The sequence below is a fragment of the Aminobacter sp. P9b genome (genome assembly GCF_045345995.1).
GTDB classification, from domain to species: domain Bacteria; phylum Pseudomonadota; class Alphaproteobacteria; order Rhizobiales; family Rhizobiaceae; genus Aminobacter; species Aminobacter niigataensis.
This window is the reverse complement of sequence record NZ_CP150082.1, coordinates 4,609,979-4,633,722: the sequence shown is the minus strand read 5'-3', so window position 1 is coordinate 4,633,722 and position 23,744 is coordinate 4,609,979. Positions and strand designations below refer to the sequence as shown.

Sequence of the window (23,744 nt, the reverse complement as noted above, 5' to 3'; positions counted from 1 at the left end):
TGAAGCGGTTGCACGACATGCGTGCATCCGGGTTTCAGGTCGTCGATGAGGGGCGGGGTCGCGGTCGTGGCCGGTTCAGCGTGGCGCAAAACCGCCTAGGGGTTGCAGAAGACCTTGGCGTTTTCGGTCCAGCGGCCAAAGCCGGTGGCGACCATGTTGGCGATGACGCGGCAGACATAACGCTTCTGCGCGGGGTCGTTGTCGGGGCCGGCGTGATAGCGGGCGACGGCCATGGACCAGGACTCGTGGCGGCTGTGCAGGTTGACCAGGAAACGCGCGGCATAGTCGACATTGCGGCGTGGGTCGAGCATGTCGCGCACGCTGCGGAACTCGGCAGCGTGATAGCGGTGGTTGATCTGCATGCAGCCGAGGTCGATCAGCGTCTTGCCTTCGCTGCGGGCTGCCTGAAAGGCGGCAAGAGCTTCGGCCGCGCTTTTTGGAAAGACAGCTTTTCCTTCTATATTCAATGCGTTGGGCTGAAGACTGCCCTTCCTGCCGGTTTCGGTAAGGCCGACGGCATAAAGGATGCCGACCGGCACGCCATAGCGGTCGGCGGCGCGCAGGATCTCCGGCTCGCACGGATTGGCCGCGGCTGCGGCCAGACCGGTCGCGGCACTAGATATAGCGGCTGCTGCCAGGGCGATCCGTGCGAGGCGACGAGATGTTGCGTGCATTGGCTTCGTCATTTGCCGCTCTCCCACCGGGACGTCCATTGCCTGAATTGCCACCTTCGCCGCCCATTCCTTCCGACTGGAAAGCCGGCTGTTCGCGGCCGCCGGAGCCGGAGGAAAGGCCACCGCCGTCGCTGCGCGTCTGCGCCTGCGCGGGCGACTGAGGCTGCAGGATGGTGACGCGGTCGACGTCGAAGCCGAGGCCACGAAGGGCGGAATTGATCGCTTCGCGATCGGCCGAGAGGCGGTGATAGGCCTCGGCGTTCTCGACTTCGATTTCAACCGAAAGTTGTTCTCCGGCGAGATGCAGGTTCGCCGTGACCATGCCCAATTCGACGGGGCGCAACTGGATCTTCAGAACCTGGGCCGCGGGCGCGTTTGTGGCGCTGGCCTGGAGCTGCTGGACAGCGCTTGCGGCGGCGGTGTGACGGGGTGCCGAGGAGGCAATCTCCATCGCCAGCGCGCCGGCCGTGCCGGTGGCGCCGGAGGCGACCGGGGCAGGGATTATTTGTTCGGAAATGACGCTGACGCGGCTGGCCGCGGCGGACTGTTCCGGCTGCCTGGAGGGTGTCGGGCGCGACGGCTTGTCGGGCTCGGTGGCTGCATCGCCGGTTGCCGAACCCACGGCAGAGGCCGGCGCGGACGAGGCTTCGGCGCGCGTCGGTGCTTCGGTCGCGGCCGTCATGCCGGGCGGTAATGCGGTGCCGGAGGCTGTTGCCCGGGAAGGCGCGGTGCCGGCGCTGCGCGACGGATGCTCCGTCTCCAGTGCATCGGTGGCGAGGTTCGGCTGTTCGAGGACGCCTTCCGCCTCTGTGGCGGGTGCGTCGGCCGGACCGGCACTGGTCGCCTGGCTGCCTGCCTTGCGCAATTCGCTCAACGCAAGCACCAGCGGCAAAGCCGTGTCGGCCGACGCATCGGGCTTGGCAGGTTCCTTGGCCGATACTTCGGCAAGTGGCGGTTCAGCGTCTTCGACCTGTTCGCCGTGCCCGGCCGGGTTGGCGTCGACAGTGTCGTCCCTGGGCTCCGCCACATGCGGGCCGCGCGCGGCTAGCCGTTCGGCCAGCTTGAGCCAGTGCTTTTCATGCGGTCCCTCGGCGGCGAGGTGCTTTTTGTCGGGCTTCTGGTCGCCCTTTTGCGGTGCTGCCAGGGCGCGGTCGAAATCGGCCTGGTCGTCGTTTCCGGCGAACGCGTTGCGATCGGTGGCGGATGACTGCGATGCGAGCGGGCTTACCAGAGCCGAGCGGATGGCGTCGGTCATTTGGGGGAGCCTCCGAGAAGTTCGTCTATGGCTTCGAGCGTACGGCGCGCTTCGGTAATCTTGGGATCTTCCGCCTCTGCAGGCGCTGCTTCGACAGTTGCCGGCGGCGACGCGGCCGTCAGGGGCACTATCCTGGGCTTGAGACTGGGCGCGGCCGCGACGGCGGGCTCCTGGATTGTGGTCACCGGTCGTGCCTCGGGGGCGGGCGTGTCGGCCGCATCGGGAACCATCGGATCGGCTGCCGGCGTGGAGATGTCGATCGGCGCCGGCGGCAGGTCTTCGATGTCGACAGGCTTCGGCTTGGCGTTCAGCGAGGCCGGCAGGGCCGAGGTCAGTCCGGAAGCGACGGCTTCGACGGCATCGAGCAAGGCGCGGTCGCCCTTGGACAGCTTGTCGCGATCGATGCCGCTGAGCTTGCCCAGCATGTCGTCGGCCGAGCCTGAGGTGACAGACGACAGCCCGGAATAGAGCTGGGTGCGCGGGTCGGCATCGTTGCGCTGGCCGTCGCGTCCCCGTTCGGCCTTGGCGGCGGCGAAGGCGGAGAGTTCGGTAAGCCCGTCGATCGCGGCACGCCGGGCGACCCGGAGGTAGACGACCCGTTCCTGCTCGGCATCCATCATCGCGGTGATCTCGCCCAAGGCATCGAGGCTGATCGAGGCATGCAGCGCGACGATGCCGGCGACGAAGGCGTCGGCGAACTGGCTGGCATAGGGCGAGCGCAGATAATAGCGGACATACTGGGTCGAACTGCGCAGGAAGCGGGCGCCGTCCTCGAGCCGGGGGGCGAGCGCCACCGAACGGCGCAGCGCGGCCTCCTCGACGAGGGTGCCGGGGCTGAGCAGCCGGGCCTGGTCGAACAGCTTCATCGCCTGTTCGGGCTCCTGGGCAATGCTGACCGAACCCTTGACCAGCGCCAGGAAGGCGCCCAGTTCGGAAATCTGCGTCAGCGGGTCGACCGAAGCGAGGGCGTCGACGGTGCTCTTGGGCTTGCCCCTGAGATAGTCGATGATGCCTTGCGCCAGCGCCTGGTCGGCCTCTTCGAGGCTGAGGCGCGAGACGACCTGCTCGATGGTCAGCGGGTTGCCGCCGCTCATGGCGTAGATGAGCAAGGCGCGAAAATTCTTGCGTTCCTTGAATGCGTCGGGACTGGCCGCGCGCATGTTCTCGTCGGTCATTTCGAGCAGGCGGCGCTGCATCGGCAGCGAGGCCTGGTCGCCGGCGGCGATGCGGTCCTGCACCAGCTGCAGGCAGCGCACCATCTGGTAGGGCTCGAGCGCCGGCGCCTCGGCGGCGCGCGCGTGCTCGGGCGCCGTCACCGCAAGCAAAGCGACGAACGCGGCGCCGGAGAGGGTCGCCGCGAGCCTCATTCAGCCCGCTCCAGCAGGATTTCGATACGACGGTTGGTGGCCGAGAACGGCTCCGCCGTGTCCTTGAGCTTGCGGTCGGCGAAGCCGGCGACCTCGACGATGCGCTTCTCGTCGAGCCCGGCGCGCACCAGCATGTAGTAGGCCGAGTGGGCGCGCGCGGTCGACAGCCGCCAGTTGTCGTAGCCGCCGCCACGGAAGGGGCGGGCGTCGGTGTGGCCGTTGATCGAGACGTTGCCTTCGTGGGCGGCGATGGTCCTGGCGATCTTTTCCATGGCCAGCACCAGCTGCTTGCGCGGCACGGCGGAGCCGATCTCGAACATGCCGAAATCGAACTGCTCGGTGACCGAGATGACGACGCCCTTGTCGGTGGCGACGACGGACAGGCCGTCGGGCAGGTTCTTGCCCGACTTGATCGCCTCGGCGAGTTCGCGCCGGATGGCGTCGGCCTCGCCGATGGTGTGTTCGCTCGGCGCGGCGTCGCGGGGCTTCGGCTTTTCGGCCATTGCCTCGGCTTCCGCGGTCTCGGCCTTCGGGGCGTCGCCCGGCTTGGCGCCGTCGCGGGCGAGGGCGCCGGGAGCGATGTCGAGCGGCGAACTCTGCTCGGCGGCCTCAGGCTTGGGCTCCGGCACTTTCACCGGCTCGGATGTGGCGGAGCGCTCGGTCTTGTCGCCGGGCTTTGCCGGATCGCCTTCGATGGCCGCGCGCTCGGCGCTTGCCTCGGCGATAGGCGTGGCGACCTGCTCGGTCCAGAAATCGGGCGCGAAGGGATCGCGATAGGCTTCGCCGCCGGAGGCGCCGCTGGACGGACCGGCATTCTGCGCGCCGCCTTCGCCCCGTTCGGAGACATTGGCCTTGGTGCCGGTGTCCTGGGCGATCTCGGCCAGCACGGCATAGGGGTCGTTGAACAGGTGTTCGTCGGAGCGCTTGATGACGTGTGCTGAATCCCTGGAATTCTGTTCGGTCGCGGGGCCGGCATTGCCGCGCCCGTCGGTACCAGCCTTGCCGCTGGCTTCCTGCGGGCTCTCGGCGGTCAGGCCGACGGAATTGGGACCGTCGCCGAGCTCTTCCAGTCCCTTGCGGCTGGCGTTGCGGTCGACGAGCTTGACCGGGTTGAAGTAACTCGCCACCGCAGCCTTGGTCTGCTCGTTGGCGGCGCTGATCAGCCACATGACGAGGAAGAAGCACATCATCGCCGTCATGAAGTCGGCGAAGGCGATCTTCCAGGCACCGCCGTGGTGGCCTTCGTCGTGATCGGAATGGGCACGCCGGACGATGACGATCTCGTGGCGCGGCTCGGTGCCGTCGGCGACACTCATGGCAAGGTCTCGGTCAGGGCGGCCGACCACTCGCCGAGGCGGGTCTCGAACAGGTTGTCATCGATCGAGACGCTGAGGTCGAAGCCGACCCCCTCGCTGAAGTCTATGTTTTCGGCACGGCCGCCGATGGCGGTTGCCAGCGCGTCGAACAGGAATTGCGGGCCGCTGACCTTGATGCGCACGGCATCGCGGTCGGCGGTGGCCGAGAGGATCGCGGTGGCAAGGGCATCTATCGAGCGGGTGGCGATGTCGTCGCTGACCAGGCCGGCAACGACGCGGGCGGCGGCGTCGGTGGCGAGATGGACGACGCGGGTCTCCATCTCGGCGATGCGCGCGCCGATGACGGCGCCGATGTCGGTGCCGAAGCGGGCGCCCAGGTTGGCGATTTCGGACGCATGGCGCTGGCGCTCGGCTTCAAGGGCGGCCTGGTGCTCGGTGTCCAGGCGTATCGCCAGTTCGGCCTCGGCCGTGGCGACTGCTGCCGCGACGATGGCCGGGATGTCCGGATCTGGAACCGCCTTGGGATAGGAATTCGGTGCCGGGGCTTCGACGTCGGAGGCATTTGCGGCCAGCGGCGCGAAGTCGGTCAGCCTTTCGAAAAGTGCGGCAATCGACATCAGGCGGCGACTTCCTGGGCAGCCCATTTGCGCAGGATCAGTGCGGTGCGCTCTTCATTGATGTCGACCATGCGGGCGAGGCGGTCCTGCGGGGCGGGACGCAACTTGTTGCGCAGGTCGTCGATGGCGGTGGGACGCGCGCCGGGAAGGGCCGCAGGCGCTTCGGCGGAGGCGGAACCGGCATCCGGCGTCGGCAGCGAACGCTGGACCTCGTCGAAGCTGGGCCCGGCGATGGCGGCCGGGACCGGCTTGGAAAGGGCGGACGCAAGCGGCCGCAGGCCGAAGAAGGCGACGAGGAAGACGACGACGATGAAGGCCGCGGCGTTGATCAGCGTGCCGGCGTGCTGGCCAACCGAGGCGAGGACGCCGGGGCTGGCGATCTCCTCGCCGTCGAGGCCGTCGATGAACTCCACCGCCGAGACGTTGATCAGGTCACCGCGCTTTTCGTCGAAGCCGGTGGCCGAGATTACCATCTTCTGGATCTCGGCGACGCGGGTGGCGATCGCCTCCGGCGTGGCGTCCTTGCCGAGGATCGTAGCGAGGCGCTGCTGGTTTACGACGACGGCGATCGACATCTTGGTCACCGAATAGCCGTTCGAGACGGTCGCGATACGCTTCGAGTTCATCTCATAGTTGGTGATCTCTTCCTTGCGGTCGCTGGCCGAAGTCGACTGCGGCCCGTCCGTCGCGGTGGCCTCGGCATCGGGCAGGTTCTGCTCGACGGTAGCAGGCGTGGCGGACTGCTTCTGGTTGCTGTTTTCGTTGGCGCGGACGACCTGGACGGAGCGTTCGACGCGCGACTCGGGATCGAAGATGGTCTCTTCGGTCTGGCGCGAGTCGGTGTTGACGTCGGCTTTGACGCTGGCGCGGAAATTGTCCGGGCCGAGATAGGCGGCAAGCGCGCGGCGGATGTTGTCCTCGATCTGGGTCTCGACGGTGCGCTCGACGCCGATGGAGCGGGCGGCACTCGAATTGTTGGGATCGTCGCCCGCTGCAAGCAGGTTGCCGCTCGAATCAAGCACGGTCACCCGCTCGGCATCGAGGCCAGGCACCGCAGCGGCGACCAGATGCCGGATCGACATGGCGCTCTTGTCGGCATCGAGGCTGGAGGCGCGGATGACGACGGAGGCCGAAGGCTTCTGCTCGTCGCGGCGGAAGTTGGCGCGTTCGGACATGACGATGTGGACGCGGGCGGCCTTGATGCCCGTGATCGACTGGATGGTGCGGGCGATCTCGCCTTCCAGCGCACGGACGCGGGTGACCTGCTGCATGAAGGAGGTGAGGCCGAGCGAGCCGACATTGTCGAAGAGTTCGTAACCGGCGTTGGCGCTGGTCGGCAGGCCCTTTTCGGCAAGCAGCATGCGTGCCTGCGCGGTCTTGCCGGCGGGGACCAGGACCGTCGTGCCGTCGGAGGCGACGTCGAAGCCGATGCCGGCCTCGCCGAGGACCATGCCGATCTGGTTCACGTCGGAGCGTTCGAGCCCGACATAGAGCGTCTCGTAGGCCGGGCGGTTGAGATAGACGGAAGCCACGCCGACGACGGCGATGACCAACGCCGTGATGCCGCCGAGTATGGCGAGCCGGCGCGGGCCAAAACTCCTGAAATTGGCAACTATGCTCTGTAGCTGTTCGGGCACGTGCGTAGGCTCCCCGCAATATCTTCCGCGGAGACCCTAGACCTCGAAGCTTGTGCGAAAATGATATGGGCCGCGCACGAGGCGCGGCCCATTGAAAAAGAAGGGGCGTTTCAGATGCCGATCAGCTCTTGAATAGCGCCAGGATGTTCTGCGAGTTCGAGTTGGCGATCGACAATGCCTGGATGCCGAGCTGCTGCTGCACCTGGAGCGCCTGCAGACGGGTCGATTCCTTGTTCATGTCGGCGTCGACGAGCTGGCCGACGCCACGGTCGATGGAATCCATCAGGCTGGTCGTGAAGTTTTTCTGCAGGTCGATCTGCTTCTTGGCCGCGCCGAGCGTAGTTGCGACATCGGTCAGATCCTTGAGCACTTCGTCGACCTTGGAGATCATCTGGTTGATGATGTCGTTGGTCACGCCCGTGGCCATGATGTCGAGATTATGGACCGACACGTTGTCGACCCTTGTCGTCGCGCCGGCTGCGGCCAGGCCTGCGGTGTGCGCCGCGATGTCGGTGCCGCCGCCGGCAAGCGAAGCGGCATAGGCCGTGTCGTACTGGGTCTGCGCCGCGGCGGTAGCATAGACGGAGGTCTTGCGGTCGAGGTGGCCGGAATTCTTGACTTCGGCTGCGAGGCCGGAATCGAACAGCTTGACGCCTTCGACATCGACATCGATGGTGCCGAGCGTGACCTTGCCGTCGGCGCCACGGTTGAAGGCGGACACGATCTTGGCGTCGGGCTGCACACCGTCGTTGGCGGCGGCAATCTGCTTCGAGGTCACCGACAGGATGTTGGTGCCGGAGAAGGTGGCGGCATCCGCATAGGACTTCATCTGGCCCTGGAGGGCCTCGATTTCGGTCTGGATCTTGGCCTTGTCGGAATCGCTGGCGCTGTAGGCGGCGACGAGCTTGATCTTGATCTGGTCGACGGTCTCCAGAACCTTGTTCATGCCGGTATAGGCGGTGTCGACCTTGGAGGCGCCGAGACCGAGCGCATCCTGCACGGTGGAGAGCGCCTGGTTGTCGGAGCGCATGGTGGTGGCGATCGACCAGTAGGCGGCGTTGTCCATCGCTTCAGCGACTCGGTAGCCGGTCGAGATGCGGGCTTGCGTGGTCTGGAGCGCCTTGTTTGTGGCGTTGAGGCTCTGAAGCGCGGTCAGGGCCGAAGCGTTGGTCATGATACTGGACATCGAAATACCCCCTCTGAAATCCGCGCGCTGCGCAGGACCGCCCTAGCAATTGGTTAACCATAACTACCGTTTCATGGTTAACGAGCGATTAAGGGTGGCAGGCCCACGCGCGGCCGATGACGCGGCGGAACTTATCTCGGGGGGAGCTTGCGCGGGGCTAGCGTCGTGGGGCGGCGGCCTTAGGCAGGGGACAAAAGCAATCGGGCCGCATCCAGGGATGCGGCCCGATCTTCAGATCGTTAGAGACGATCGTGTCAGCGGAACAGCGACAGGATGGTCTGCGAGTTGCCGTTGGCGATCGACAGAGCCTGGATGCCGAGCTGCTGCTGGACCTGGATGGCCTGCAGGCGGGTCGATTCCTTGTTCATGTCGGCATCGACGAGCTGGCCGACGCCGCGATCGATGGAGTCCATCAGGCTCGAGGTGAAGGTCTTTTGCAGTTCGATGCGGTTCTTGGCGGCGCCGAGGTCGGTGGCGGCCGTGTTCATTTCCTTGAGCGCCGCTTCGACGCGCTGCAGGTGTTCACCGACCTCAGTGTCGGTGGTGGCAGCGGTCAGAGCAATGCCGGAAACTGCCGTGCCGGCGCCGGCGGCGCCGGTGGCGGTACGGGTCTTGTCGAGGATGCCCTTGGGAGCAGCGCCGGCTTCGAACAGCTTGATGTTCTCGACCTTGACGTCGATGGTCGAGATCGAGGCAGCGCCCGATGCGTCGCGGTTGAAGGCCGAGACGATCTTGACGTCGGCAGCGGCGGCGGCACCGTTGGTCGAGAGCATGTTGGTGCCGGAGAAGGTCGCGCCGTCGGCATAGGCCTTCAGCTGGCTCTGCAGCGCCTGGATCTCGGTGTTGATCTTTTCCTTGTCGGCACCCGAAGCGCCGTTGGCGGCGACGAGCTTGACCTTGATCTCGTTGAGAGTGTCGATGGCCTTGTTCATGCCGGTGTAGGCGGTGTCGACCTTCGATGCGCCGAGACCGAGCGAGTCCTGGACCGTCGAGAGTGCCTTGTTGTCCGAACGCATGGTGGTGGCGATCGACCAGTAGGCAGCGTTGTCGGAGGCTTCGGCGACGCGGAGACCCGTGGCGATGCGGCCCTGGGTGGTCTGGAGTGCCTTGTTGGTGGCGGCGAGGGTCTGCAGCGCGGTCATTGCCGACGCGTTGGTATTGATGCTGGACATGGGAATAACGCCCCTAGGAAAATGCAAAATACAGGGACATACCGGATCGGCCGGTATGACGGAGAGGCATCATGCCCATGACCCGAAGGTCACCCGCCATGCCCGGTAAACTGTAGGAGACTCGCTACCAAAGCTCTAAGCGGCATGGTTAACCCCGGCCGGGGTGCCGCTTTGCTTGGATTTTCCACAAATAGACTGTCCAAAAAGCAGTCGGGCCGCATCTTGCGATGCGGCCCGATGCCATAAGCTTGTTGCCTGGAACGGTTCGGTGCTAGCCGCGGAACAGCGACAGGATCGACTGCGAGTTGCTGTTGGCGATCGACAGGGCCTGGATGCCGAGCTGCTGCTGGACCTGGATGGCCTGCAGGCGGGTCGATTCCTTGTTCATGTCGGCGTCGACGAGCTGACCAACGCCGCGATCGATGGAGTCCATCAGGCTCGAGGTGAAGGCCTTCTGCAACTCGATGCGGTTCTTGGCGGCGCCGAGATCGGTGGCAGCCGTGTTCATCTGCTTGAGCGCGGTTTCTACCTTGCCGAGCAGGCCGGCAAAGAACTGGTCGCCGACAGTGGTGATGTTGAAATTGAACACCGAAACGCCTGCGGTCGACGTCGCACCGACGACGCCGCCCGATGCGGGCAGCACGGCGGCAGCCGCGCCGGCCGTGTGCGCGGCCGTATCGGCGCCGCCGCCGGCGACCGAGGCGGCATAGGCCTTGTCATAGGCCGCCTGCGCGGCGGCCGAATCCCAGATTGCGGTCTGGCGGTCGAGGATGCCGGCATTCTTGATGTAGGTCGGGTTTGCGGCGTTGGTGTCGAACAGCTTGATGTTCTCGACCTTGATGTCGATGGTCGAGATCGAAGCCGTGCCGGCCGCGTTGCGATTGAAGGCCGAGACGATCTTCGCATCGGCCTGAACCGCGGTGCCGGCAGCGGCGGCTGCTGCGCCCGCCGCGGTCTTGTCCGAAGACACGGACAGGAAGTTTGCGCCTGAGAAGGTGGCGCCGTCGGCATAGGCCTTCAGCTGCTTCTGCAGCGCCTTGATATCGGTGTCGATCTTGGCCTTGTCGGCAGCCGAGGCACCGGTGGCGGCGACGATCTTGACCTTGATCTCGTTAAGGGTGTCGATCGACTTGTTCATCGCGGTGTAGGCGGTGTCGACCTTGGAGGCGCCGAGGCCAAGCGAGTCCTGGACCGTCGACAGCGCCTTGTTGTCCGAACGCATGGTGGTCGCGATCGACCAGTAGGCGGCGTTGTCGGAGGCCTCGGAGACACGCAGGCCGGTGGCAATGCGGCCCTGGGTGGTGTTGAGCGCCTTGTTGGTGGCTGCGAGGGTCTGCAGCGCCGTCATTGCCGACGCGTTGGTGTTGATGCTGGACATGGGAAAATACGCCCCTAGGAAAATGCAAAAAGTACAGGGACATACCGGGTTGGCCGGTATGGCGGAGCGGCATCATGCCCATGATCGAAAAGATCACCCGCCATGGACAGGAGTGTTCCCAGATAATCCCTACCAAACTGTGTATATTCGATAGATGAGCGAAGTGTTTTGAGATTATATACTTTGGATACTTCCGAAGGCGCAGTTTGGTCTCAGTCTTCCGTTGCAGGAGTCCTGACCTGCCAAAAGCAATCGGGCCGCATCCAGGGATGCGGCCCGATCTTCTGATCAATCGAAAGAGACGGTCAGGTCAGCGGAACAGCGACAGGATGGTCTGCGAGTTGCCGTTGGCGATCGACAGAGCCTGGATGCCGAGCTGCTGCTGGACCTGGATGGCCTGCAGACGGGTCGATTCCTTGTTCATGTCGGCGTCGACGAGCTGGCCGACACCGCGATCGATGGAGTCCATCAGGCTCGAGGTGAAGGTCTTCTGCAGTTCGATGCGGTTCTTGGCGGCGCCGAGGTTGGTGGCGGCCGTGTTCATGTCCTTGAGAGCCGCTTCGACGACGCCGAGCATGTCGCCGATCTGGGTGTCGCTCGCCGCTGTGGCACCGCTGACGAGGGCCATGGTGGCGACGCTGTAGGTGTCGCCAGCAGCCGAGGCGACGCCGAGGGTCGGTGCCTGGATGTCGGCATCGGCGACACGCACGCCATCGCTGGTGCGCTGGGCGTCGAGCAGGCCGGCATGGGCATTGTCGGCAGCGCCGGCAGCGTCATAGAGCTTGAGGGCGTTGACGTCGACGTCGATGGTCGAGATCGAGGCCGTGCCGGCTGCGCTACGGTTGAAGGCCGAGACGATCTTGACCGGTGCGGCGGTGCCGACCGTGGCCGCAGCCGAGGAGTCGACCGAGAGCATGTTGGTGCCGGAGAAGGTGGCGCCGTCGGCATAGGCCTTCAGCTGCTTCTGCAGCGCCTTGACCTCGGTGTCGATCTTGGCCTTGTCGGCAGCCGAAGCGCCGGTGGCGGCGACGAGCTTGACCTTGATCTCGTTGAGGGTCTCGATCGACTTGTTCATGCCGGTATAGGCGGTGTCGACCTTCGATGCGCCGAGGCCGAGGGAATCCTGGACCGTCGACAGAGCCTTGTTGTCTGACCGCATGGTGGTTGCGATCGACCAGTAGGCGGCATTGTCGGAGGCTTCGGCAACGCGAAGCCCCGTGGCGATGCGCCCTTGGGTGGTATTGAGCGCCTTGTTGGTGGCCGCAAGGGTCTGCAGCGCCGTCATTGCCGACGCATTGGTATTGATACTGGACATGGGAATAACGCCCCTAGGAAATGCAAAATACAGGGACATACCGGGTTGGCCGGTATGGCGGAGCGGCATCATGCCCATGATCGAAACGATCACCCGCCATGCCGGGTAACCTGTCGGAGACTCGCTACCAAAGCTCTAAGCGGCATGGTTAACCCCTGAACGGGGGGCCGCTTTGGCCGGATTCGCCTCAAATAGACTGTGCAAAAGCAAATCGGGCCGCATCTTGCGATGCGGCCCGATCCGAGATGTCTGTTGCCTGGAACGGTTCGGTGTTAGCCGCGGAACAGCGACAGGATCGACTGCGAGTTGCCGTTGGCGATCGACAGGGCCTGGATACCGAGCTGCTGCTGGACCTGGATGGCCTGCAGACGGGTCGATTCCTTGTTCATGTCGGCGTCGACGAGCTGACCGACGCCGCGATCGATGGAGTCCATCAGGCTCGAGGTGAAGGCCTTCTGCAGCTCGATGCGGTTCTTGGCGGCGCCGAGGTTGGTGGCAGCCGTGTTCATGTCCTTGAGCGCGCTTTCGACAACGCTGAGCATCTGGCCGATCTGCGCGTCGTTGGCGTAGTCGGTGCCGTCGGTCAGCTGCATTGACGCCACCGTGAAGGTGTCGGTCTGGCTGAAGGTGCCGAGCACCACGGCATCAACCGCAGCAACCTCGGAGACAGCGCCTGCAACGCTGACAACGCGGTTGGAGTCGAGGATACCCTTGTTGACGCCGGCAGCGGTGCCGGCTTCGTAGAGCTTGATGTTCTCGACGGTGACGTCGATGGTCGAGATCGCAGCCGTGCCGGTCGCATCGCGGGTGAAGGCCGAGACGACCTTGATGTCGGCCGCAGTGGTGGCGGTGGCGCCGCTGTTGACCGAAAGCATGTTGGCGCCGGAGAAGGTCGCGCCGTCGGCATAGGCCTTGAGCTGCTTCTGCAGCGCCTTGACCTCGGTGTCGATCTTGGCCTTGTCGGCAGCCGAAGCGCCGGTGGCGGCAACGAGCTTGACCTTGATCTCGTTGAGGGTGTCGATGGTCTTGTTCATGCCGGTGTAGGCGGTATCGACCTTGGAGGCGCCGAGACCAAGCGAGTCCTGGACCGTGGACAGCGCCTTGTTGTCCGAACGCATGGTGGTGGCGATCGACCAATAGGCGGCATTGTCGGAAGCTTCGGCGACGCGGAGGCCGGTGGCGATGCGGCCCTGGGTGGTGTTGAGCGCCTTGTTGGTGGCTGCGAGGGTCTGCAGCGCGGTCATTGCCGACGCATTGGTGTTGATGCTGGACATGGGAATAACGCCCCTAGGAAAATGCAAAATACAGGGACATACCGGATCGGCCGGTATGGCGGAGAGGCATCATGCCCATGACCGCTTCAAGCAAGTCATCCGCCATGCAGCAGATGTAGCTTCGGCGTGGCTACCAAATTGCTAACAATTGTAGTTAATTTTAATTAACTTATTGTAATTGCTTACTTTTGGTCCGCAAAAACAATCGGGCCGCATCTTCCGATGCGGCCCGATCCTAGACGTTTGTTGCCTGAGCGGTTCGGTGTTAGCCGCGGAACAGCGACAGGATCGACTGCGAGTTGCCGTTGGCGATCGACAGGGCCTGGATGCCGAGCTGCTGCTGGACCTGGATGGCCTGCAGGCGGGTCGATTCCTTGTTCATGTCGGCGTCGACGAGCTGGCCGACGCCGCGATCGATGGAGTCCATCAGGCTCGAGGTGAAGGCCTTCTGCAGCTCGATGCGGTTCTTGGCGGCGCCGAGGTTGGTGGCAGCCGTGTTCATGTCCTTGAGCGCGCTTTCGACGACGCCGAGCATGGCGCCGATCTGCGTGTCGCTGGCAAACAGCGTACCGTTGGTCAGCTGCATGGTGGCGACCGTGTAGGTGTCGGCGGCAACGGCAGCGGCACCAAGCGTCGGAGCGGCTGCAGCACCTTCAACGCCGGCGGCGGTGCGGTTGGAGTCGAGAATGCCCTTGCCGGTGGTGGCGACGCCTGCGCCGGCTTCGTAGAGCTTGATGCCCTCGACGTTGATGTCGATGGTCGAGATCGAAGCCGTGCCGGACGCATCGCGGGTGAAGGCCGAGACGACCTTGACGTCGGCAGCCACGGCGGCGCCGCTGCTGACCGAAAGCATGTTGGCGCCGGAGAAGGTGGCGCCGTCGGCATAGGCCTTGAGCTGCTTCTGCAGCGCCTTGATTTCGGTGTCGATCTTGGCCTTGTCGGCGTCCGAGGCGCCGCTGGCGGCAACGATCTTGACCTTGATCTCGTTGAGGGTGTCGATGGCCTTGTTCATGCCGGTGTAGGCGGTGTCGACCTTCGAAGCGCCGAGACCGAGCGAATCCTGGACCGTCGAGAGTGCCTTGTTGTCCGAACGCATGGTGGTGGCGATCGACCAGTAGGCGGCATTGTCGGAAGCTTCAGCGACGCGGAGACCCGTGGCGATGCGGCCCTGGGTGGTGTTGAGCGCCTTGTTGGTGGCTGCGAGGGTCTGCAGCGCCGTCATTGCCGACGCATTGGTGTTGATGCTGGACATGGGAAATACGCCCCTAAAATATGCGCAAGGTACAGGGACATACCGGATCGGCCGGTATGGCGGAGAGGCATCATGCCAATGACCGCTTCAAGGAGGGTCATCCACCATGCCGGGCAATCTGGCCGATACTTACTACCAAACGTCTAAATGTTATGGTTAATGCGCGTTAACCCGCTAAAATTGTTGATATTCCGAGCGAACAAAGAAACGCCCGCAGCAAAGGCGGGCGTTGTCTCCTGACGGTTCCGGCGAGGGCAGCGCGCGTCCTTCAGACGCGCGGTGGTCTACGTAAACGAGCGCACAAGACTGCCGACGAGCAGGTTCCAGCCGTCGATCAGGACGAAGAACAATATCTTGAACGGCAGCGAGACCACGGTTGGCGGCAGCATCATCATGCCCATGGCCATGGTGATGGTTGCGACGATCAGGTCGATGACGAGGAAGGGCAGCACGATCAGGAAGCCGATCTCGAAGCCGCGCCGGATCTCGGAGATCATGAAGGCCGGAACCAGGATGCGCAGGTCGACCTTGTCTTCCGATACCGTCTGGCCGCGCTCGCGGGCGAGGTCGGCGAACAGGTTGAAGTCCTTGTCGCGGACGTTGTGCATCATGAAGGTGCGGAACGGATCGGAGATGCGGTCGACGGCTTCGGTCTGGGTGATCTGGTTGTCCATCAGCGGCTTGACGCCGTTGTTCCAGGCCTGATCGAAGGTCGGCGACATGACGTAGAAGGTCATGAACAGCGACAGCGAAATCAGGATCAGGTTGGCCGGCGTCGACTGCAGGCCGATGCCGGTGCGCAGGATCGAGAAGGCGATGACGAAGCGGGTGAAGCTCGTGACCATGATCAGCAGGCCCGGCGCCACCGAAAGCACGGTGAGCAGGCCGAACATCTGGATGATGTAGCCGATGGTGGCGCCGTCGGCATTGCCGATGGCGCCGAGGTCGAGCTGCTGCGCGCTCGCGGGCAGGGCGGTGCCGGCAAGGATGGCTGCGGTGGCCAGGAGCTTTTTCATTCGAACAGCAACGTCCTGATCAGCACTTCCTTGACGTGGCCGTCGCTGCGGATCGCGGCGCGTTCGTCGAGGTCGGTCTTGAGGTGGCGCAAGGCGCTGGCGCCCTGGACCTGATGGATCCGGAGCGTACGCACGAAGGCGAGCAGGTCCTGGTGGACGCGCTCGGCGAGGTCCGGCGGCTGCGGTGCGTCGAGCACCAGGGAAAGCTCGAGGCGCACCCACATGCTGTCGGGGGCGGCGAGGTTGGAGGTGATGGCGGGCAGTTGCACCAGGGTGCCGGCGCCTTCGGCCGCGGCATGGTCGGCGGTGGCCTCTTTCGCCGCGTGGGGCTTGGCTTGTTCGGTTGCGGCCTGCTCGACCGGCTTGGCTTCGCCGTAGAGATAGCCGCCGGAGAGCCAGCCCATGCCGATGGCTGCAACGGTCATCAGCAGCAGGATGCCGACCTGGACGACGAGCGAGGGGCCGGATTTCTGGGCGGGGGTCTGTTCGATCGCTGACATGACCTGACCTAGAAGGGGAGAACCTGGTCGAGGAACTGCTGGCCATAAGGTGGCTGCTGGACCTCGGTGATACGGCCGCGGCCGCCATAGGAGATGCGTGCTTCGGCGATGCGCTCGTAGGGAATGGTGTTTTCGGGGCCGATGTCGGACGGGCGCACGATGCCGGCGATGGTCAGCACGCGCAGCTCGGCGTTGACGCGGACTTCCTGCGAGCCACGGATCATCATGTTGCCGTTGGGCAGAACCTCGGTGACCACGGCGGCGACAAGCAGGTTGAGCTTTTCCGAGCGCGTGGTGGCGCCGTCGCCGGAGAAGACCGACTTGGAGCCGGCGCTGCCGTCGGCCGAGCCGCCCGTGCCGACACCATCCCATTCCATGTCGAGGCCTGCCCCGATGGTCCTGTTGGTGGTGCGGTTGCGCTCGGACTCGTTCTGGAAGCGGGCCCGGTCGTCGATCTCGATCTTGACGGTCAGGATGTCGCCGGGTTGAAGCGCGCGCGGATCGGTGAACATGCGGCTCTGCTTGTCCTGCCACAGCGAGAAACGCTTGGGCGGTGCCGAGGGTGCCTCGGGATAGCGGTACATCGTCGAGCTGCCATCCTCGATGCCGGAACCGACGGCCGACATCTTCGGCTCCTTGCCGATTTCCTTGAGGTCGGTGGCGCAGCCGGCGAGGCTGGCGAGCATGGCCGCGAGGAGGGCTTTTCTGATCATGAGGGGTCTTCCCGGCGGGCGGCGCTCGCCATGATGCGGGTCAGCTCGGCGGCCGACTTGCTTTCCATTTCGTTGAGGATGACGCTCGACTTGCGGGCGTCGAGCTTCATCAGGATGGCGGCGGCGAGATCGACATGCATGACGGCCAGGCGCTCGGCCGCGGCATCGGGCTTCATGCGCGAATAGATCTGGACGACGCCTTCCTCGGCGCGGGCGAGGAAGACCTCGCGGCGCTTGAGCCAGGTTTCGTACTCGGTCTTGCGCTCTTCGAGCAGGGCGATGCGCTTGTCGACCTCGGCCTGAAGCTTCTTCAACTCCTCCGTCTGGAGGGCATAGCGGCGATCGCGGGCGGCGTCGGCGATGTTGGAGCAGAAACGCTCGACCTCGCTAGGCTCGAGCGCGGCGGTCATCTCGCCGGCGGGTTGCTCGGTGGGGATTTCGCGCTCGACGACGCGGGTGGGCACGCCCTGGACGGGAGCAGCAGCGGCTTCGCCCGTGGCTTCCTCAGCAAGGGCGGAAGCACTGCCGAACAGCGCGATGGCAAGCACTGCCGCTGCAAGTGCGCGGCTGCTGGTTGTCCTGGAGTGTCGGATCAAGGCCATGGCTTACTGCACCACCAGGTCGGCCTGGAGCGCGCCGGCCGACTTGATGCCCTGGAGGATTGCGATGATGCCGTCCGGCTTGACGCCGAGGCGGTTGAGGCCGGCGACCAACGTCTGCAGGTCGGGGCCTTCGAGCATCGCCAGCTTGGAGCCGGGACGCTCGGCGTCGATGACGGTGAAATCCTCGACGGCGGTCTCGCCGCGCGAGAACGGCTCGGGCTGGACGACGCGCGGCTGCTCGGTGATGCGGACGGTCAGCGTGCCGTGGCTGATGGCGACGCGCGCGATCTTGACCTCGTTGCCGATGACGATGGTGCCGGTACGCTCATCGACGACGACGCGGGCAGGCGTGTCGGACATGACCAGCAGGTTTTCCAACTCGGCATAAAAGCGCGCCGTCGAAATGCCCTCCGGCTTGCGGATGGTGACGGTGCGCGAATCCTGCTCGCCGGCGACACGCTTGCCGAAGCGATGGCGGGCGTAGTCGTTGATGGCGTCGGCGATGCGCACCGAGGTCGAGAAGTCCGGATTGAAGAGCTGCAGCGTCAGCATGTTCTCGTCGCCGAAGCGAGCCTTGACCTCGCGCTCGACGATGGCGCCGTTGGGTACCCGGCCAGCGGTGGGAATGCCCTGGGTGACCTGCTCGGCCGCACCCTGGGCAGTGAAACCGCCAACGAGCATGGAGCCTTGCGCCACGGCATAGATCTCGCCGTCGGCAGCCTTGAGCGGGGTCATGACCAGCGTGCCGCCGGCGAGCGAGGAGGCATCGCCGAGGGACGAGACGTTGACGTCGATGCGCGCGCCGGCCTGGACGAAGGCGGGCAGGTTGGCGGTGACGATGACGGCGGCGACGTTGCGAACGCGGGCGCGGCCATCCTCGGAGGCGATGCCCAGGTTTTCCAGCATGGCGCGGATCGACTGCTCGGTGAACGGCGAATTGCGCAGGCTGTCACCCGAGCTGTTCAAGCCGATGACAAGACCGTAGCCGACGAGCTGGTTGTCGCGGGCTTCCTGAAGCGAGGCGACATCCTTGATGCGGACATTGACGAGGTTGGCTCCGGTGCCGCTGTTGAGCGTGGTCATCCGTCCGCCGTCGCCGGTCATGGCGAAGTTCTCGCCGAGCTCGGCGACCGCACCACCTCCCGCGGCCGTGGCACCGCGTGCCTTGAGCTGCGATGCGGGGACGCCGTCGGGGCCGTCGGCATGGGCCACCTGCAGACCAAGAACAGCAATTGCCGCGAGCACCAGTCTGCGGATCATGACGCACCCACGCGGATCGAGCCGTCGGCCATGACGACACCAGTGAAGATCTTGCCGCTGTCGAGGTTGCGGACCTTGACGACGTCGCCGGCGGCACCCGGCTCGAGCGTGACGGCAGCGGCGGAGATCATCAGCCCGGCAGCGGCGAAGACGACCTGGACGGAAGAGCCGCGGTCGACCAGCCAGGCCTCGCGGAGCGCTGCCACCGGAACGTAGCGACCGGGCAGCAGCGTGCGCTTGGCGACCCTGCCGTCGAGCTCGTCGGGGAGGGTGGCAACCGCGTCGGGCCGCACCTTGCCCGGCCTGAGGGTGATTTCCTTGAGCGCGGACAGCATGATCGTCTCGCCGGGATAGATGACGCGGTTGGGAACGAGCACGACCTCCTGCTCGGCAGCCAGTGCCGTGCCGCCAAGCATGGCGAAGGCGAGCACTGCCGCGCGTAGCCGTGGGAGGGCGTTCCGTCGCCGCATGACAATCACCGGATATTCTTGGAGACGACGGCAGCCATTTCATCTGCCGCCTGGATGATCTTGGAGTTCATCTCATAGGCGCGCTGCGCAGAGATCAGCTCGGTGATTTCCTTGACCGGATCGACGTTGGAGTTTTCGAGATAACCCTGCTTGATGGTGGCGAAGCCGGGGCTACCCGGCAGGCCGGTGACGGCGGCACCAGAAGCTTCAGTCTCGGAGAACAAATTGTCGCCCAGCGGCGCGAGCCCTGCCTCGTTGGCGAAGTTGGCCAGATCCAACTGACCCTCGAGCTGCAGCGCCGTCTGGTTGGAGAGGCGGGAGAAGACCTGGCCGGCGTCGTTGACGATGACTTCGAGCGCATCGGGCGGGATGGCGATGCCGCCGCTGACGACATAGCCGTCGACGGTGACGAGCTGGCCGGTGGCATTGGTGTTGAAGGAGCCGGCGCGGGTGTAGAGCGTCTGGCCGTCGGCACCCTCGATCTGGAACCAGCCGCGGCCGGTGAGCGCCAGGTCGAACTGGTTGCCGGTATTGGTCAGGCCGCCCTGGATGTGGACGTTGCGGACGGCAGCGGTCTTGACGCCGAGGCCGATGCTGACGCCTTCGGGCACGACCGACGAGTTGGCGCGGCTGGGCACGCCCTGCATGCGGTCGACCTGGTAGAGCAGGTCGGAGAATTCGGCGCGGGCGCGCTTGTAGCCGGTCGTGTTGATGTTCGCGATGTTGTTCGCGATCACCTCGAGATTGGTCTGCTGGGCATTCATGCCCGTTGCAGCGATGGCCAGTGCTTTCATCGGGATGTTCCTCAGATGCCCATGCGGCTGACTTCGAGATAGGCCGTGACGATCTTGTCGCGGATGGCGATGGCTGCTTGAAGCGCCTGCTCGGCGCTCATCACCGCGTCGACCACCTCGCGGGTGTCGGCCTTGCCCTGGAGGCCGGCGATGGACAACTGCTCGGCCTGGCGCAGCGTGGCCTGGGTCTGGGCGGCGGCGTCCGAAAGAGCCGCGGCGAAGGACGAGGCGACACCTGCGGCCGCGGTCGAGCCGGCGTCGGGAACGACGCTCGTCGGCTTGGTCAGGATCTGTTGGCCGAGCGGGCTGATGGCACCGATCATGACTGGCTCCTCATAAGATCAATGGTCATGGAAATAAGATCGCGCGCCTGCTTGATGACTTGCAGGTTGGCTTCATAGGAACGGTTGGCCTCGGTCATGTCGGCCATCTCGATGATGACATTGACGTTCGGCATCTTGACGTAGCCATTGGCGTCGGCGGCTTCGTTGCCCGGCTGGAACTCCAGCGGGAAGGCTGACTGGTCGTGGCCGATCGCGGCGATCTCGACGGTCGAGGCGCCGGTCGCGCGGTCGAGCTCGGCGGCGAAGCTGACGGTCTTGCGGCGATAGGGCTCGGCGCCGGGCGTGTTGCCGGTCGATTGCGCGTTGGCGAGGTTTTCCGAGACGATGCGGAGACGTTCGGACTGGGCTCCGAGACCGGAACCGGCGACCTTGAGGGCGGCGACGAGCGGATCCATTCAATCAGCCCTTGCTGCTCAGCATGATCATGCGGTGGAACGCCTTGACGATGGCCGTGTTGAGCTCGAAGGAGCGGCGGACTTCGCCGGCCTTCATCAGTTCGTCTTCCATCGCCACCGTGTTGTCGGAGGGAAGCACCGCGTGCCTGGGCTCTTCCGGCTTCACGGCAAAGCCCGCTTCGGTGGCGCCGCCGGTGAGATGGCCCGCCTGGGTCGACGTCATGGCGACCCGCGAACGGTCAAGCACGCGCTCGAACGGCTCGATCTCGTTGGTCCGATAGCCTGGGGTGTTGGCGTTGGCGACGTTGCCGGCGATGGCGTTCTGGCGCACCGAGAGCCAGCGTGCCTGCTGGGCGGCCAGATCGAACAGATTGACGGGTTCCATGGAAATCTCCGAGCAGATTTCCGGACACTATTGGGTCAGTCTTGCGCGGGCCTTGCGCGGGGGGCCGGCGCATCGGGCCTCAGCGCGAGACCTGGAGAACCTCGTCGCGCGAGGTGACCAGCACCCACTTGCCATTGCGCTGCTCGATCGAGGCGACCTTGCTCGAATCCGGCAGGACCGAGCCGGCCTGGACGACCCAGAGGCCGGCATTGTCCTGGATCATGGCGCGGCCGTTGGCGACGTGGACAAGGGTGAAGTCGATCTTGGGGCCTGGAAACGGCTGTTCGGCAGCGCCGGGAACGCCGACCTCGTCATCCTTGCCACGGCGCAACGAACCGGTGGCGAAGAGGTCGAGCTTCATCGCCGGAATGTCCTCGACCGACATCGGCGCGCCGACGCGCTCGGGCTGCTGACCCATGGCGAGCGGGATCGGCTGCTCGTTCTGGCCGCCGCCTGAAAATTTCATGGCGCGGATGCCGAACTTCTCCTGGTTGAAGAAGATGTACCAGGGAAACAGCGCGCAGGTGAGGCCGAGCGTGATGCCGAGGCAGGCAACGACGAAGTCGCTGCTGCGGTCGCGCTTCTTGCGTTTCGGCGTCATGGGCCTGATCGGGGCCGCCGGGCGCAGGCGCTGGAACAGCGAACGCGGCTTGTCCTTCGCCTCGATGATGTCCAGAAGCTCGCGCGCTGGGTCATTCCGCCTGAACATGGGGTCTTTCCTTGGCTCTCAAATAGCTGGCGAGGTCGGAGAACGGGTCAGGCGACGGCCCGTCGGCGGGCGATTGTGCCAGCGCTTCGTAGATCACCGGAACCTGGCGTACGGCCAGGTCGAGTTCGGGGTCGGCGCCGGCCTGGTAGGCGCCAAGCAGGCGGATGTCGCGCGTATCCTCGAAACGCGAGATCATCGCCTTGAGCTTGCCGACGAGCTGGCGCTGCTCCGGCGTCCAGGCCTTGCCGGCAAGGCGCGAGATGGACGACAGCGGATTGACCGGGGGATAGCGGCCCTGTTCGGCGATCGAGCGGTCGAGCACGATGTGGCCGTCAAGGATGCCGCGGACGGAATCGGCGACCGGATCGTTGTGGTCGTCGCCGTCGACGAGGACGGAGATGATCGCCGTGATGGAGCCCTTGCCCTCCATGCCGGGACCGGCGCGCTCGAGCAGCTTGGGCAGGTCGGTAAAGACCGAGGCCGGATAGCCACGCGCTACCGGCGGCTCGCCCGCGCCGATCGCCACCTCGCGCAGGGCGTGGGCGAAGCGGGTGATCGAATCCAGCACCAGCAGCACGCGGTCGCCGCGGTCGCGGAAATGCTCGGCGACGCGCATCGCCGTATCGGGCGCGCGGCGGCGCATCATGGCGCTCTCGTCGCTGGTGGCAACGACAGCGACGGTCTTGGCCATGGAGGCCACGCCGATTGTGTCTTCGAGGAATTCGCGCACTTCGCGTCCGCGCTCGCCGATCAGGGCGACGACGACCGTGTCGAAGGCGTCGGCGCCGGCGAGCATGGCAAGCAAGGTCGACTTGCCGACGCCGGAGCCGGCGAAGATGCCCATGCGCTGGCCCAAGCAGAGCGGGGTGAAGATGTCGATGACGCGAACGCCGGTCATGAAGCCGGTTTCGACACGCTGGCGGGCGAGCGCTGCCGGCGGCACGGCTTCGGCAGCGTCCTGCCTGGCATTGCGGACCAGAGGCGCGCCGCTGTCGATGGGGCGGCCGAGCGCGTCGATGGCGCGGCCGCGCCAGCTCGGGTGCGGGGTGATTGCGATGGGCCCACGGGTGAAGATGGCGTCGCCGACGCCGACCTCGCCGCTGCTCTCATAGGGGGCGACCAGCACCTCGTCGCGACCAATCTGGACGATCTCGCCGCGGCGGTTGCGGCCCTGGCCACGATGCTCGACGATGTCGCCGAGGCGCGCGCTAGATGACAGGCCGCCGACCTTGTAGTGGGTCGGCGCTATTTCGGTCACCCTGCCACCACGCCTGACCAGCAGACGGTCGTCGGCGAAGCGGTGCATGATGCGCTCCAGCGCCTCCAGCCGGTTGTCGTGCACGAGCGGGGGCTCGGTGCGTATGGCGGTCAGGGAGGTGCTCACTTACTTCGAGCCGAGCGTCTTGATGGCGTCGGAGAACGAGGCGTCGGTCTGGCGTATCAGGGCTGCGGTGTTCTCGAAGGCACGCTGCACCATGATGAGCTTGGTCATCTCCTTGATCGGATTGACGTTGGACTCCTCGACGAAACCCTGGACCATTCCGGCTTCCATGCGGTCGACCACCGGCTCCGGCGTTGTCGGCGGCACGACGCCGGAATTGCCGTAACGGACGAAATTGGCGCCGGGGTTGAATTCGTAGAGGCCGATGGCGCCGATCAGGCGACCGTCCTGGCGCAGCGAGCCGTCGGCGCCGGCCGTAGGCGGTCCGGCACGCGGGTCGAGCTGCATCGGCGCGCCGCCGGCATCGAGCACCGGGTAGCCCTCGACTGAGACCAACTGGCCGTCCTGGGTCATGGTGAAGCGGCCGTCACGGGTCATGACGGTGCCGGCCGGCGTATCGATGCCGAACCAGGCGTCGCCGCGAATGGCAAAATCGAACGGGTTGCCGGTTTCGCGCATGCCGCCATGCTGGGTCGAAAGGTAGGTGTCGCCGGCCGAAGCGAAGGAAACCGATTTCGAGCCAAGGCCGGAGACGACATCCTCGAACTTCACCCCCGTAGCGCGGAAGCCGACGGTCGAGGCATTGGCGACGTTGTCGGCGATGGTGTTGAGGCGCTTTTCCTGCGCGACCTGGGCGGAAAGGGCGACGTATAGACTGTTCTGCATGGTGAC

25 protein-coding genes are annotated in these 23,744 nt (G+C 65.3%); all 25 read right to left on the bottom strand.

Going from position 1 to position 23,744, the window contains the following annotated elements; all coding sequences use genetic code 11:
- Positions 1–95: 95 nt before the first annotated feature.
- A complete protein-coding gene (locus WHT83_RS22855) occupies positions 96–686 on the bottom strand; it encodes a transglycosylase SLT domain-containing protein (protein WP_406872476.1) in 591 nt (196 codons plus the stop codon).
- Positions 616–1,929, bottom strand: a complete 1,314-nt coding sequence (locus WHT83_RS22850) for a flagellar hook-length control protein FliK (protein WP_406872475.1) — start codon at positions 1,927–1,929, stop codon at positions 616–618. Before WHT83_RS22850 ends, WHT83_RS22855 begins: the two co-directional genes overlap by 71 nt.
- Positions 1,926–3,296, bottom strand: a complete 1,371-nt coding sequence (locus tag WHT83_RS22845; RefSeq protein WP_406872474.1) for a chemotaxis protein MotC — start codon at positions 3,294–3,296, stop codon at positions 1,926–1,928. The genes WHT83_RS22850 and WHT83_RS22845 overlap by 4 nt, the downstream gene beginning before the upstream one ends.
- The gene (locus WHT83_RS22840) at positions 3,293–4,612 is read right to left on the bottom strand and encodes a MotB family protein (protein ID WP_406872473.1); all 1,320 of its coding nucleotides are present in this window, start codon (positions 4,610–4,612) and stop codon (positions 3,293–3,295) included. The genes WHT83_RS22845 and WHT83_RS22840 overlap by 4 nt, the downstream gene beginning before the upstream one ends.
- Positions 4,609–5,229, bottom strand: coding sequence for a hypothetical protein (locus tag WHT83_RS22835; RefSeq protein WP_406872472.1), 621 nt, complete (start codon positions 5,227–5,229; stop codon positions 4,609–4,611). Before WHT83_RS22835 ends, WHT83_RS22840 begins: the two co-directional genes overlap by 4 nt.
- Positions 5,229–6,866, bottom strand: a complete 1,638-nt coding sequence (gene fliF, locus WHT83_RS22830; RefSeq protein ID WP_108607134.1) for a flagellar basal-body MS-ring/collar protein FliF — start codon at positions 6,864–6,866, stop codon at positions 5,229–5,231. Before fliF ends, WHT83_RS22835 begins: the two co-directional genes overlap by 1 nt.
- 121 nt (positions 6,867–6,987) lie before the next feature.
- A complete protein-coding gene (locus tag WHT83_RS22825; RefSeq protein WP_108607135.1) occupies positions 6,988–8,052 on the bottom strand; it encodes a flagellin in 1,065 nt (354 codons plus the stop codon).
- Between the two features lie 254 nt (positions 8,053–8,306).
- Positions 8,307–9,224: a flagellin gene (locus tag WHT83_RS22820; protein WP_108607136.1), complete on the bottom strand. Its 918-nt coding sequence runs from the start codon at positions 9,222–9,224 to the stop codon at positions 8,307–8,309.
- A 271-nt stretch (positions 9,225–9,495) separates the two neighbouring features.
- Positions 9,496–10,602 carry a flagellin gene (locus tag WHT83_RS22815; RefSeq protein WP_406872471.1) on the bottom strand — a complete coding sequence of 369 codons (1,107 nt, stop codon included), beginning with the start codon at positions 10,600–10,602 and terminating at the stop codon, positions 9,496–9,498.
- A 310-nt stretch (positions 10,603–10,912) separates the two neighbouring features.
- Entirely contained in the window at positions 10,913–11,917 is a 1,005-nt protein-coding gene (locus tag WHT83_RS22810) for a flagellin (RefSeq protein ID WP_108607138.1), read from the bottom strand.
- A 272-nt stretch (positions 11,918–12,189) separates the two neighbouring features.
- Positions 12,190–13,191 carry a flagellin gene (locus tag WHT83_RS22805; RefSeq protein WP_108607139.1) on the bottom strand — a complete coding sequence of 334 codons (1,002 nt, stop codon included), beginning with the start codon at positions 13,189–13,191 and terminating at the stop codon, positions 12,190–12,192.
- Positions 13,192–13,456: 265 nt separating this feature from the next.
- On the bottom strand, positions 13,457–14,443 hold the full coding sequence (locus tag WHT83_RS22800) for a flagellin (RefSeq protein ID WP_108607140.1): 987 nt from the start codon (positions 14,441–14,443) through the stop codon (positions 13,457–13,459).
- Between the two features lie 284 nt (positions 14,444–14,727).
- On the bottom strand, positions 14,728–15,459 hold the full coding sequence (gene fliP, locus WHT83_RS22795; protein ID WP_108607141.1) for a flagellar type III secretion system pore protein FliP: 732 nt from the start codon (positions 15,457–15,459) through the stop codon (positions 14,728–14,730).
- Positions 15,456–15,959: a flagellar basal body-associated FliL family protein gene (locus tag WHT83_RS22790; RefSeq protein ID WP_406872470.1), complete on the bottom strand. Its 504-nt coding sequence runs from the start codon at positions 15,957–15,959 to the stop codon at positions 15,456–15,458. Before WHT83_RS22790 ends, fliP begins: the two co-directional genes overlap by 4 nt.
- A gap of 8 nt (positions 15,960–15,967) precedes the next feature.
- On the bottom strand, positions 15,968–16,672 hold the full coding sequence (gene flgH / locus WHT83_RS22785; protein ID WP_108607143.1) for a flagellar basal body L-ring protein FlgH: 705 nt from the start codon (positions 16,670–16,672) through the stop codon (positions 15,968–15,970).
- Complete coding sequence (locus WHT83_RS22780; RefSeq protein WP_318763862.1) at positions 16,669–17,274, bottom strand: MotE family protein; 606 nt, start codon at positions 17,272–17,274, stop codon at positions 16,669–16,671. The genes flgH and WHT83_RS22780 overlap by 4 nt, the downstream gene beginning before the upstream one ends.
- Positions 17,275–17,277: 3 nt before the next feature.
- Positions 17,278–18,357 carry a flagellar basal body P-ring protein FlgI gene (gene flgI, locus WHT83_RS22775; RefSeq protein WP_404801276.1) on the bottom strand — a complete coding sequence of 360 codons (1,080 nt, stop codon included), beginning with the start codon at positions 18,355–18,357 and terminating at the stop codon, positions 17,278–17,280.
- Between the two features lie 173 nt (positions 18,358–18,530).
- Positions 18,531–18,950 carry a flagellar basal body P-ring formation chaperone FlgA gene (gene flgA, locus WHT83_RS22770; RefSeq protein ID WP_318764185.1) on the bottom strand — a complete coding sequence of 140 codons (420 nt, stop codon included), beginning with the start codon at positions 18,948–18,950 and terminating at the stop codon, positions 18,531–18,533.
- Positions 18,951–19,009: 59 nt separating this feature from the next.
- A complete protein-coding gene (flgG, locus tag WHT83_RS22765; protein ID WP_108607146.1) occupies positions 19,010–19,798 on the bottom strand; it encodes a flagellar basal-body rod protein FlgG in 789 nt (262 codons plus the stop codon).
- An 11-nt stretch (positions 19,799–19,809) separates the two neighbouring features.
- Positions 19,810–20,121, bottom strand: coding sequence for a flagellar hook-basal body complex protein FliE (locus tag WHT83_RS22760; protein WP_108607147.1), 312 nt, complete (start codon positions 20,119–20,121; stop codon positions 19,810–19,812).
- Entirely contained in the window at positions 20,118–20,537 is a 420-nt protein-coding gene (gene flgC, locus WHT83_RS22755; RefSeq protein ID WP_055980239.1) for a flagellar basal body rod protein FlgC, read from the bottom strand. Before flgC ends, WHT83_RS22760 begins: the two co-directional genes overlap by 4 nt.
- 4 nt (positions 20,538–20,541) lie before the next feature.
- On the bottom strand, positions 20,542–20,922 hold the full coding sequence (gene flgB / locus WHT83_RS22750) for a flagellar basal body rod protein FlgB (RefSeq protein ID WP_108607148.1): 381 nt from the start codon (positions 20,920–20,922) through the stop codon (positions 20,542–20,544).
- A gap of 79 nt (positions 20,923–21,001) precedes the next feature.
- Positions 21,002–21,631, bottom strand: coding sequence for a hypothetical protein (locus WHT83_RS22745; RefSeq protein ID WP_108607149.1), 630 nt, complete (start codon positions 21,629–21,631; stop codon positions 21,002–21,004).
- A complete protein-coding gene (fliI, locus tag WHT83_RS22740; RefSeq protein ID WP_245439821.1) occupies positions 21,615–22,937 on the bottom strand; it encodes a flagellar protein export ATPase FliI in 1,323 nt (440 codons plus the stop codon). Before fliI ends, WHT83_RS22745 begins: the two co-directional genes overlap by 17 nt.
- Before the next feature lie 78 nt (positions 22,938–23,015).
- The gene (gene flgF, locus WHT83_RS22735; protein WP_108607151.1) at positions 23,016–23,738 is read right to left on the bottom strand and encodes a flagellar basal-body rod protein FlgF; all 723 of its coding nucleotides are present in this window, start codon (positions 23,736–23,738) and stop codon (positions 23,016–23,018) included.
- Between the last annotated feature and the right edge of the window lie 6 nt (positions 23,739–23,744).

Excerpts from the sequence above, each read along its gene's own strand:
- WHT83_RS22855 (WP_406872476.1), bottom strand. The coding sequence starts at position 686 with ATGACGAAGCCAATGCACGCAACATCTCGTCGCCTCGCACGGATCGCC.
- WHT83_RS22850 (WP_406872475.1), bottom strand. The coding sequence starts at position 1,929 with ATGACCGACGCCATCCGCTCGGCTCTGGTAAGCCCGCTCGCATCGCAG.
- WHT83_RS22845 (WP_406872474.1), bottom strand. The coding sequence starts at position 3,296 with ATGAGGCTCGCGGCGACCCTCTCCGGCGCCGCGTTCGTCGCTTTGCTT.
- WHT83_RS22840 (WP_406872473.1), bottom strand. The coding sequence starts at position 4,612 with ATGAGTGTCGCCGACGGCACCGAGCCGCGCCACGAGATCGTCATCGTC.
- WHT83_RS22835 (WP_406872472.1), bottom strand. The coding sequence starts at position 5,229 with ATGTCGATTGCCGCACTTTTCGAAAGGCTGACCGACTTCGCGCCGCTG.
- WHT83_RS22825 (WP_108607135.1), bottom strand. The coding sequence starts at position 8,052 with ATGTCCAGTATCATGACCAACGCTTCGGCCCTGACCGCGCTTCAGAGC.
- WHT83_RS22820 (WP_108607136.1), bottom strand. The coding sequence starts at position 9,224 with ATGTCCAGCATCAATACCAACGCGTCGGCAATGACCGCGCTGCAGACC.
- WHT83_RS22815 (WP_406872471.1), bottom strand. The coding sequence starts at position 10,602 with ATGTCCAGCATCAACACCAACGCGTCGGCAATGACGGCGCTGCAGACC.
- WHT83_RS22810 (WP_108607138.1), bottom strand. The coding sequence starts at position 11,917 with ATGTCCAGTATCAATACCAATGCGTCGGCAATGACGGCGCTGCAGACC.
- WHT83_RS22805 (WP_108607139.1), bottom strand. The coding sequence starts at position 13,191 with ATGTCCAGCATCAACACCAATGCGTCGGCAATGACCGCGCTGCAGACC.
- WHT83_RS22800 (WP_108607140.1), bottom strand. The coding sequence starts at position 14,443 with ATGTCCAGCATCAACACCAATGCGTCGGCAATGACGGCGCTGCAGACC.
- fliP (WP_108607141.1), bottom strand. The coding sequence starts at position 15,459 with ATGAAAAAGCTCCTGGCCACCGCAGCCATCCTTGCCGGCACCGCCCTG.
- WHT83_RS22790 (WP_406872470.1), bottom strand. The coding sequence starts at position 15,959 with ATGTCAGCGATCGAACAGACCCCCGCCCAGAAATCCGGCCCCTCGCTC.
- flgH (WP_108607143.1), bottom strand. The coding sequence starts at position 16,672 with ATGATCAGAAAAGCCCTCCTCGCGGCCATGCTCGCCAGCCTCGCCGGC.
- WHT83_RS22780 (WP_318763862.1), bottom strand. The coding sequence starts at position 17,274 with ATGGCCTTGATCCGACACTCCAGGACAACCAGCAGCCGCGCACTTGCA.
- flgI (WP_404801276.1), bottom strand. The coding sequence starts at position 18,357 with ATGACCACGCTCAACAGCGGCACCGGAGCCAACCTCGTCAATGTCCGC.
- flgA (WP_318764185.1), bottom strand. The coding sequence starts at position 18,950 with ATGCTTGGCGGCACGGCACTGGCTGCCGAGCAGGAGGTCGTGCTCGTT.
- flgG (WP_108607146.1), bottom strand. The coding sequence starts at position 19,798 with ATGAAAGCACTGGCCATCGCTGCAACGGGCATGAATGCCCAGCAGACC.
- WHT83_RS22760 (WP_108607147.1), bottom strand. The coding sequence starts at position 20,121 with ATGATCGGTGCCATCAGCCCGCTCGGCCAACAGATCCTGACCAAGCCG.
- flgC (WP_055980239.1), bottom strand. The coding sequence starts at position 20,537 with ATGGATCCGCTCGTCGCCGCCCTCAAGGTCGCCGGTTCCGGTCTCGGA.
- flgB (WP_108607148.1), bottom strand. The coding sequence starts at position 20,922 with ATGGAACCCGTCAATCTGTTCGATCTGGCCGCCCAGCAGGCACGCTGG.
- WHT83_RS22745 (WP_108607149.1), bottom strand. The coding sequence starts at position 21,631 with ATGTTCAGGCGGAATGACCCAGCGCGCGAGCTTCTGGACATCATCGAG.
- fliI (WP_245439821.1), bottom strand. The coding sequence starts at position 22,937 with ATGCACCGCTTCGCCGACGACCGTCTGCTGGTCAGGCGTGGTGGCAGG.
- flgF (WP_108607151.1), bottom strand. The coding sequence starts at position 23,738 with ATGCAGAACAGTCTATACGTCGCCCTTTCCGCCCAGGTCGCGCAGGAA.